Raw genomic sequence first — 7,855 nt, 5'->3', positions numbered from 1 at the left:
CAGCCTGCGCACCTTCGTCTATCGCATCGCCCACAATCGCAGCGTTACCCAGCTCGCGCGCCGGCGCGACAGTGACGACAGCGATCTGCTGGAAACTGTGCCCGACGAGCGCCCGGGACCGGAAGCACGGCTGATGCAGAGTCGGGACGCCGAGAGGCTGATGCGGGCGGTGTCCACGCTGCCGCTGGGCATGCGCCAGGTGTTGACCTTGCGTTTCGAAGGATTGGGTTACAGCGAAATCTCCGAGGTGCTGGGTATCAGTGAATCCAATGTCGCGGTGCGCCTGAACCGTGCTCGCGAACGATTGAATGCCAAATTGAGTGAAACAGTATGAACAGCGAAGACGCCGGAAAACCGGTGAACCCTCCATGCGATGTCGATGAACTGCAAGCGCTTGCAGAAATGTGGAGACAAACACCTGTCGCCGTACCCGTGCCCGAAGTCATCCGCACAAAGATCCGCACGCAGGAGCGCCGTATGCGTCTGTATGCGCTGCTCGAATGGGGGCTGTCCATCGCACTCTGTTCCGTAGGTGTCTACCTGATACTGAGCGGTGGCCGGAGTGATGCGCCGTGGCTCGGACTCTTACTGGTGATTCTGACGGGGTGGGCAATGGCTTTTTCGGTTTCCAGTCGCCGAGGATTGTGGAGCCCTCTGGAGGAGTCAACCCGCGCCTATCTGGATCTGGCGCTGCTGCGACTGGTACACAAGCGGCGTATGCTTCGCTTTGCCTGGATACTGTTTATTGCCGAGCTGGGCATCTTTGCGCTGTGGCAGTGGTTATCCCGCTTTGGCTGGCTGGAGCCGATCTTTGCGGGCGATGCCACCTTTGCCCTTAGTTGGATCTCGGCGTTTGCACTGGGTATGGGAATCTGGAGCGCGTGGTACTGGCGCGGTATCAAAAACAGCGAACAGCAGATTGCGAAGTGGCAGCGTGAAAATATCCAGGTATCTGCGAAATAAATTGTAAGAAACGAAATTGTGCAGGTACTACAACAGGCGTCGATCGAACAAACGAACTCAATAGCTAATCATTAAAAGAGATTTGAATATGTTGTCGAGCCTTGAACAAAAATTTGCAGATTTCCTCGACCTGTTTGCGCAAATGGATACGTTGCAGGCTGTAATTTTCGTAGTGTTCTTTTTTGCGGTCTGGTTTCTGCCGAGCCTGCTGGCCATCTTTTTCAATCGCGGCAATCTGGGGAAAATCGCCATCGCGAATGTGCCAGCGGGGCTGTCGTGGATCGCGTGGGTGGCGCTGCTGGTGTGGGCGTCAACGGGCAAAATGAGCAGCAAACTAACGAAAAAATACGGTTCCCAATCTCCGGAAGCCGCACTGAAAGCCGGAAACTGATGACCTGATTTCCCGTACCCGATAAATCAGACTTCCCTTGCGCACACATCGGCGCAAGGGAAGTCTGTCAGGCGGTAAGTTACTGGTTGCTGGGCAGCATTTCAGTCGCCAGGTACTCGCGGTAGTAAGCGCTGGCCAACAGCTGCTTGGCTTCCTCGATGTCCGGCGCGAAGTAGCGGTCCTTGTCGTAGAAGGGTACGCGTGCGCGCAGGGCGGCCTTGGCGTTTTCCAGTTTTTCGGTGGTCTTCAGTGGCGCGCGGAAGTCCAGGCCCTGACAGGCTGCCAGCAGTTCCACTGCGAGAATACCGCAGGTGTTGTCGGCCATATCGCGCAGGCGGCGGCCGGCGAAGGTGGCCATGGACACGTGGTCTTCCTGGTTGGCAGAGGTGGGCAGGGAGTCGACGCTCGCCGGGTGGGCGAAGGTTTTGTTCTCGCTCGCCAGTGCCGCGGAAGTCACCTGCGCGATCATAAAGCCGGAGTTCACCCCGCCGTTGTCCACCAGGAACGGTGGCAGGCCGGACAGGTTGGAGTCGATCAGCAGGGCCATGCGGCGCTCGGACAGGGAGCCGATTTCCGCAATCGCCAGTGCCAGGTTGTCGGCAACCATCGCCACCGGTTCCGCGTGGAAGTTGCCACCGGAGATGATGTCGGAGTTCTCTGGGCTTTCCTCGTCGGTGAACACCAGCGGGTTGTCGGAAACACCGTTGGCTTCCGCCAGCAGCACCTCGGCGGCGAAGCGGATCTGCTGCAGGCAGGCGCCCATTACCTGGGGCTGGCAGCGGAGGCTGTAGGGGTCCTGCACCTTGGCGCAGTCCACGTGGGAGTCGCCGATCTCGCTGCCTTCACCCAGCAGTTCGCGGTAGCTCGCGGCCACATCGCGCTGGGCCTTCTGACCGCGCACCATGTGAATACGGTCGTCGAACGGACGGCGCGAGCCCTTGGCGGCTTCCAGGGTCAGAGCACCGGTCACCACGGCACCCGCAAACATGTCTTCGGCAGAGAACATTCCCTGCAGGGCAAACGCGGTGGAAGCCTGGGTACCGTTCAGCAGTGCCAGACCTTCCTTCGGTGCCAGCACCAGCGGGCGCATTTCTGCAAAGCGCAGGCCCTCGGAAGCCGGTTTGCGCTCGCCGTTGATAAAGCATTCGCCTTCACCCAGCAGCACCACGCTCATGTGGGCCAGCGGTGCCAGGTCGCCGGACGCACCTACAGAACCTTTTTCCGGAATCGCCGGGTAGACGCCGGCGTTGACCAGCTTGATCAGCGCTTCGATCACTTGCGGGCGCACGCCGGAGTAGCCGCGCGCGAGGGAGTTGATCTTCAGCACCATCAGCAGGCGCACGGTGTCTTCGGTCATGAAGTTGCCGGTGCCGGCGGCATGGGACAGCACGATGGCGCGCTGCAGGGTTTCCAGATCTTCTTTCTCGATGCGGGTGTTGGCCAGCAGGCCGAAACCGGTGTTGATGCCGTATACGGTGCGGCCCTGTTCCAGCACCTGCGCCACGGTTTTGGCGGAGGCTTCGATGGCCGGGTAGGCGTCCTTGGACAGACTCAGTTGCACCGGCTCGCGGGCAACGCGGCGCAGTTGTTCCAGGCTCAGTTGGCCGGGGTTGATTTCCAGTTGGTACATAACTTTTGCTACCGAAAATTTTTGTTCAAAACCGCCGCGACTTGATTCGTGGCCGCGGCGACAGAAATAAGGATGTTGCGAATTAATCTTTCAGCATCGGCAGGTCGAGACCCTGCTCGTGCGCGCAGTTTTTCGCGATGTCGTAACCGGCATCCGCGTGGCGCATAACGCCGGTGGCCGGGTCGTTCCACAGTACGCGGCCAACGCGTTTGGCAGCCGCTTCGGTACCGTCACACACGATGACCACGCCGGAGTGCTGGGAGAAGCCCATACCCACACCGCCGCCGTGGTGCAGGGACACCCAGGTGGCACCGGAGGCGGTGTTCAGCAGGGCGTTCAGCAGCGGCCAGTCGGACACTGCATCGCTGCCGTCCATCATGGATTCGGTTTCGCGGTTGGGACTGGCGACGGAGCCGGAGTCGAGGTGGTCGCGACCGATGACAACTGGAGCTTCCAGTTCGCCGTTGGCGACCATCTCATTGAACGCCAGCGCCAGGCGCGCACGGTCTTTCAGGCCGACCCAGCAGATACGCGCCGGCAGGCCCTGGAACTGGATACGCTCGCGCGCCATGTCCAGCCAGTTGTGCAGCTGCGGATTGTCCGGGATTAGTTCCTTTACCTTGGCGTCAGTCTTGTAGATGTCTTCCGGGTTGCCAGACAGCGCCGCCCAGCGGAACGGGCCGACGCCTTCGCAGAACAGCGGGCGGATGTAGGCCGGTACGAAGCCGGGGAAGTCGAACGCGTTTTCCACACCCACTTCGAAGGCCATCTGGCGAATGTTGTTGCCGTAGTCGAGGGTGGCTGCGCCGCGCTCCTGCAGGGTGAGCATGGCCTGTACCTGGATGCCCATGGATTTCTTGGCTTCGCGCACCACCAGCGCTTCGTCCTGCTTGCGCATTTCGGCGGCCTGGGCCATGGTCCAGCCTTTCGGCAGGTAGCCGTTCAGCGGGTCGTGGGCAGAGGTCTGGTCGGTTACGCAGTCCGGCAGGATGCCGCGCTCGACAATTTCCGGGAACACGTCGGCAGCGTTGCCGAGCAGGCCGACGGAGATGGCTTCGCCGTTTTCCATGGCTTCGTTGATCATCGCCAGGGCTTCGTCGAGGCTGGTGGCTTTCTTGTCCACGTAGCCGGTGCGCAGGCGGAAGTCGATGCGGGTTTCGTCGCACTCTACGGCGATCATGCAGAAGCCGGCCATGGTGGCGGCGAGAGGCTGGGCGCCGCCCATGCCGCCGAGGCCGCCGGTGAGTACCCATTTGCCTTTGGCTTCACCGTCGAAATGCTTGCGCGCAACTGCAGCAAAGGTTTCGTAGGTGCCCTGCACGATGCCCTGGGAGCCGATGTAGATCCAGGAGCCGGCGGTCATCTGGCCGTACATGGCCAGGCCTTTTTTATCCAGCTCGTTGAAGTGCTCCCAGTTGGCCCAGTGGGGAACGAGGTTGGAGTTGGCGATGAGTACGCGGGGAGCGTCGGCGTGGGTTTTGAATACGCCGACGGGCTTGCCGGACTGCACCAGCAGGGTTTCGTCGTCTTCTAAACGCTTTAGTACTTCAACGATTTTGTCGTAGCACTCCCAGTCGCGCGCGGCGCGGCCGATCCCACCGTAAACAACCAGGTCTTCCGGGCGCTCGGCGACATCGGGATGCAGGTTGTTCATCAGCATGCGCAGGGGCGCTTCGGTGAGCCAGCTTTTGGCGTTCAGCTGGGTGCCGGTGGGGGGAATGATCTTGCGGCTGGGGTCGTGGCGTTTATCTGTCATGGTTGCCTCGTCTTTTTTCCAAATTCTTGGTTTGAAATTACGTTCTGTGGGTTTTTGGCCCGGAGTTTTAAATTTGGTTTTGTGGCGACGGCTTGTCGGGTTCGGGTTTTCAGGACCGCTGCGAGTACATCCATGTACGCTTCGGCGCCGCCATCCATGGCGACGACGATCCTGAAAACCCGAACCCGACAAGCCGCCTTCAATTCTGATTGCTGAGCTTCGTGGCTCTTTTTAAAACCTCAGTTGTGCGCCCAGCCGGTATCTATTTCCTGGATGCACCAGTCGCGCGAAGCTGACGGTGCCGGCGCTGCTTTTAGTGCGTCGCCAGATCTGCAGGCAGGCGGTGCCCGGTTTGATCTCCAAAGCCTTCCCAACGACGTCATCTGCACCAATCGCCTCTACGGTGGTGTCCACTTCGGTAAGTGGCGCCACGCGGGTGAGGTATTCGTTGGGGGTGGCAGTGCTGAAGTCCTGCTGCAGGTATTCCGGCGCCAGTGTCGGGCTGGTATAGCGTTCTTCGAACTGGATCGGCAGGTTGTTGTCCAGGTGCACGATGATGGAGTGGTATACCGCAGCCCCTTCGGCGAGGCCCAGAGCGACGGCTACTTCGGTGTTGGCGACGGTCTGTTCCAGTTTGAGGATGCGGTTGGCGTAGCTGTGGCCGCGGGCGGCGACTTCGTCGGCTATGTTGCGTACTTCCAGCAGGGAGCCAGCGGGTACCGGTTCAGCGACGAAGGTGCCGAGCCCTTGGGAGCGGATGAGTACGCCTTCGTCGGTGAGCTCGGACAGGGCGCGGCGGGCGGTCATGCGGCTGACGCTGAAGTCCTGGGATAGCTGGTTCTCCGAGGGCACGCGGAAGTGCGCGGGCCATTCGCCGCTTTCGATCTGCGCGCGGATATGCGCCTTGATCGCGGCGTAGCGGGGCTGGCTGCTTTCTGTGACTGTCACCTGACTGCTCATACTTGTATGGTCTTCGCCTGCTCGGGTAAAGTGCCTTTCCGGTTGTACATTCTTGTATATACAAGTTTGTTGGTGGCGCAACTATGGATTCAGACCTGACGGCTGTCAATAGTGGGTCGATAGGCGCCAAAACCGACAACTCGGGCTATCGTTAGAATTAACGCCAACTCAGTGAGCGAACATGACTGAACGCTGTGATCTGCTGATTACCAATGTCCACGCGGCCACCATGGACCCGTCGCTGCCGGGTGCCTACGGGGCGATTGAAGACGCCGCGGTGGCGGTGACCGGCAACAAAATTGTGTGGATTGGACCACGCCGTGAGCTGCCCGAGAGCACTGCGGACCAGATCATCGACGGTGAGGGGCAGTGGCTGACCCCGGGGCTGATCGATTGCCACACCCACCTGGTGTACGGCGGTCACCGCGCCGGTGAGTTCGCCCGCCGTCTCGGCGGTGAGAGCTATGAGGAGGTGGCCCGCGCCGGCGGCGGTATCCTGTCGACGGTGCGCGCCACTCGCGCGGCCAGTGCCGCGGACCTTTACCGCAAGGCCGAGCCGCGCCTGAAGGCATTGATGAACGAGGGTGTTACCACCATCGAAATCAAATCCGGTTACGGCCTCGATCTCGACACCGAACTCAAGCAGCTGCGTGTCGCCCGCCGCCTTGCCCAGCACTATCCGGTGAATATCCTCACAACCTGTCTCGCCGCCCACGCGCTGCCGCCGGAGTACGACGGCCGCGCGGACGATTACATCACCCTGGTGTGTGAGGAAATCCTGCCCGCCGTGGCCAAGGAGCAGCTGGCGGACGCGGTGGATATGTTCTGCGAAAACATCGCGTTTTCCGTCGAGCAGTGCCAGCGTGTTATTGACGCTGCGCATCATCTCGACCTGCCGGTAAAGGTTCACGCCGAGCAACTCGCCAGCACCGGCGCCACCCGTATGGCGGCGAAGGCCGGTGCCCTGTCGGTGGACCATATCGAATACATCACCGATGAAGATGTCGCCGCCATGGCCGAGAGCGGCACCGCCGCGGTGCTGCTGCCCGGTGCCTTCTACACCTTGAAAGAAACGCGCATGCCGCCGATCGACAAGCTGCGCGCTGCCGGTGTGCCCATGGCCATTTCCACCGACCTCAACCCCGGCACCTGCCCGTTGGGGTCCCTGCGGCTGATGATGAACATGAGTTGCAACCTGTTCGGCCTGACGCCGGCGGAGGCTCTTGCCGGTGTCACCCGCGCCGCCGCCCGCGCCCTCGGTGTCTGCTGCTCGCGCGGTGTGCTGCGCGCCGGCCTGCGCGCGGACATGGTGCTGTGGCCGATGGAGAGTCCGGACCAGCTCGCCTACGAAATGGGTGCACTGCAACCTGCGGAAGTATTTTTTGGGGGACGCCATGTTACAGCTGGCTGATATGCGCCTGTGGAGCGGTCGGGTCGACAGTGAAGACGGCAAGGCGGGTCGCCGCTGGCACCAGGACATAGTGCCGCTGCACCTGGACAGCCCGCCCGGTTTCGCCATTCTCGGCTTTTCCAGTGACGAGGGTGTGCGCCGCAACAAGGGGCGCATCGGAGCCGCCAAGGGGCCGCGCATCCTGCGCCTGGCGCTGGCCAACCTGCCCAAGACCTTCGGCGCACCACTGTATGACGCCGGCAACGTGCGGGTGGAAAAGGAGGACCTGGAATCTGCCCAGGCCATGCTCGGCGCGCGCATTACCGAGCTGATGAGTTCCGGCCACTTCCCCATGGTGCTGGGCGGCGGCCACGAGATCGCCTTTGGCAGCTACCAGGGTATCGCGCGCTGGATGCGCGAGCAGCACCGCGACAGTACGCTGGGCATCATCAACTTCGATGCTCACCTGGATATTCGCCTGCCTGCGCCCAAGGGCTCTTCCGGCACGCCGTTTTACCAGATCGCCGAGCAGTGCGACCTGAATGGTCGCCCCTTCCACTACCTGTGCGTGGGCGCCGCCGCCACCGCCAACACCCCGGCGCTGTACCACCGCGCCGAGGAGCTGGGGGTGCAGGTGATCTCCGACCGCGAAATCGTGCCCTGGCGCCTTGAACTGGTGCAGAAGCAGATTGAGGAATTTATCGACAAGGTAGATTTCGTCTATCTCACCATCGACCTGGATGTGTTCCCGGCGGCGGTCATGCC

Annotated in this window: 8 protein-coding genes; 5 read left to right on the top strand and 3 right to left on the bottom strand. The window is 61.5% G+C overall.

Annotated elements, in window-relative coordinates; all coding sequences use genetic code 11:
- From VIL80_RS02990 to VIL80_RS02980, 3 genes are all read left to right on the top strand, one after another.
- On the top strand, positions 1–334 hold a 334-nt coding region (locus VIL80_RS02990; protein WP_332034675.1), incomplete at its 5' end, for an RNA polymerase sigma factor.
- A complete protein-coding gene (locus VIL80_RS02985) occupies positions 331–963 on the top strand; it encodes a hypothetical protein (protein WP_332034673.1) in 633 nt (210 codons plus the stop codon). The genes VIL80_RS02990 and VIL80_RS02985, both read left to right, overlap by 4 nt.
- Positions 964–1,051: 88 nt before the next feature.
- Positions 1,052–1,354, top strand: coding sequence for a superinfection immunity protein (locus VIL80_RS02980; protein ID WP_332034672.1), 303 nt, complete (start codon positions 1,052–1,054; stop codon positions 1,352–1,354).
- 79 nt (positions 1,355–1,433) lie between these two features.
- Here the strand turns inward: VIL80_RS02980 and hutH are convergent, their stop codons facing one another.
- From hutH to hutC, 3 genes are all read right to left on the bottom strand, one after another.
- Positions 1,434–2,984 (bottom strand): histidine ammonia-lyase, encoded by a 1,551-nt coding sequence (hutH, locus tag VIL80_RS02975; RefSeq protein WP_332034671.1) that lies wholly within the window; start codon positions 2,982–2,984, stop codon positions 1,434–1,436.
- 82 nt (positions 2,985–3,066) lie between these two features.
- Positions 3,067–4,740, bottom strand: a complete 1,674-nt coding sequence (gene hutU / locus VIL80_RS02970; protein WP_332034670.1) for a urocanate hydratase — start codon at positions 4,738–4,740, stop codon at positions 3,067–3,069.
- 231 nt (positions 4,741–4,971) lie between these two features.
- Positions 4,972–5,688, bottom strand: coding sequence for a histidine utilization transcriptional repressor HutC (gene hutC / locus VIL80_RS02965; RefSeq protein WP_332034669.1), 717 nt, complete (start codon positions 5,686–5,688; stop codon positions 4,972–4,974).
- Positions 5,689–5,881: 193 nt separating this feature from the next.
- On the opposite strand from hutC, the gene hutI reads away from it, so the two are divergent.
- Entirely contained in the window at positions 5,882–7,111 is a 1,230-nt protein-coding gene (hutI, locus tag VIL80_RS02960) for an imidazolonepropionase (protein WP_332034668.1), read from the top strand.
- Positions 7,095–7,855: formimidoylglutamase (gene hutG, locus VIL80_RS02955; protein ID WP_332034667.1), on the top strand; the 761-nt coding region annotated here is incomplete at its 3' end. The genes hutI and hutG, both read left to right, overlap by 17 nt.

The organism is Microbulbifer sp. (assembly GCF_036563125.1).
Lineage (GTDB): Bacteria > Pseudomonadota > Gammaproteobacteria > Pseudomonadales > Cellvibrionaceae > Microbulbifer.
This window is presented reverse-complemented; position numbering and strand designations above follow the sequence as displayed.

What these genes read in the sequence shown, in the direction of transcription:
- VIL80_RS02985 (WP_332034673.1), top strand. Translation starts at nt 331, where the DNA reads ATGAACAGCGAAGACGCCGGAAAACCGGTGAACCCTCCATGCGATGTC.
- VIL80_RS02980 (WP_332034672.1), top strand. Translation starts at nt 1,052, where the DNA reads ATGTTGTCGAGCCTTGAACAAAAATTTGCAGATTTCCTCGACCTGTTT.
- hutI (WP_332034668.1), top strand. Translation starts at nt 5,882, where the DNA reads ATGACTGAACGCTGTGATCTGCTGATTACCAATGTCCACGCGGCCACC.
- hutH (WP_332034671.1), bottom strand. Translation starts at nt 2,984, where the DNA reads ATGTACCAACTGGAAATCAACCCCGGCCAACTGAGCCTGGAACAACTG.
- hutU (WP_332034670.1), bottom strand. Translation starts at nt 4,740, where the DNA reads ATGACAGATAAACGCCACGACCCCAGCCGCAAGATCATTCCCCCCACC.